Source organism: Plesiomonas sp., from assembly GCF_051650925.1.
Lineage (GTDB): Bacteria > Pseudomonadota > Gammaproteobacteria > Enterobacterales > CAMTGL01 > Plesiomonas.
The window spans coordinates 1-1,071 of the sequence record NZ_JBOFRH010000210.1 but is presented as its reverse complement, the minus strand read 5'-3'; the positions used below and the strand labels follow the sequence as shown (position 1 = coordinate 1,071).

Below are 1,071 nucleotides of genomic sequence, written 5' to 3'. Positions count from 1 at the left end.
CCTTGGGGTTTGCGCCTCATGGCACCATCGCATTGTATGGCTCGGAAAATAATCTCTATCTGCGTACACTGCAGCCGCGCTAACACGCGCCTCGCACATAACATGATTAGGGACACGTGCAATGAAGATAGAAATCGGCACCTTAGATGATGTTCTGCAGGTCGATGCGGGGATCCCCGAATTTGATGGCTGGACAACGCGTGCACTACTAGAAGAACGTTTGGCTGGTAAGCCGACGCTGATCTTAATTGCGCGAGCAGAAGGAAGAGCGGTTGCCTACAAACTGGGCTATGCGATTTCCGAGCGTGAGTTTTACAGTTGGCTAGGCGGTGTCTTGCCAGAATATCGCCGCAAGGGGATCGCCAGTGAGCTGCGTAAAGCGCAAGAAATGTGGGCGCGCGAGCAGGGGTATCACTGCGTGAAGGTGAAATCGATGAATCGTTATCCGGCGATGCTGCAGTTACTGATTGCCAGCGGCTACCACATTGTCGGCTACGAAGAAAATGCGTTAGTGCCAGAATGTGGGGAAGGAAAAATCCTGTTTCAGCGCATGCTGTAAGCATGCTAAGTGCTGCTATAGTTTATTGAACCATTCTAAATTTAATTTAAATAAATCAACATAATACATGAGTTTATACACGGGATTTGTTCATGAAAGTATTGGGTCGGACTTTTTTTCGCGCCGTTGCGGTAGTGATTTCTTGCTGGTCATTCGTGGGTTTAGCGCAGAGCTCATTGGTTAAGGCGCAGGATACTGCGGCGTTATCCGCGCAAGTGAAATCGGTGGAGCAGACATTAGGTGCACGTGTGGGGGTATCTGTATTTATCCCCAGTCAAGGCGTGGTATGGAATTACCACGGCGATCAGCGTTTCCCGATGATGAGTACGTTTAAAACGTTGGCTTGCGCTAAAGTGCTGTCGGATGTTGATGCGGGCAAATTGGCATTGAACGATACCGTTAAGGTTCGCAGTGAAGATCTCATGGAGTATTCACCGGTATTGCGTCCACTGGCAGGTACGGATATCACCTTACAAGCGGCGTGTCAGGCAACCATGGAAACCAGTGATAAT

Annotated in this window: 2 protein-coding genes; both read left to right on the top strand. The window is 49.4% G+C overall.

All coding sequences use genetic code 11. From position 1 onward, the window contains the following. Positions 1–121 precede the first annotated feature (121 nt). Entirely contained in the window at positions 122–559 is a 438-nt protein-coding gene (locus ACRC27_RS05080; protein WP_192437738.1) for a GNAT family N-acetyltransferase, read from the top strand. Between the two features lie 92 nt (positions 560–651). Further along, positions 652–1,071: serine hydrolase (locus tag ACRC27_RS05075; RefSeq protein WP_438639334.1), on the top strand; the 420-nt coding region annotated here is incomplete at its 3' end.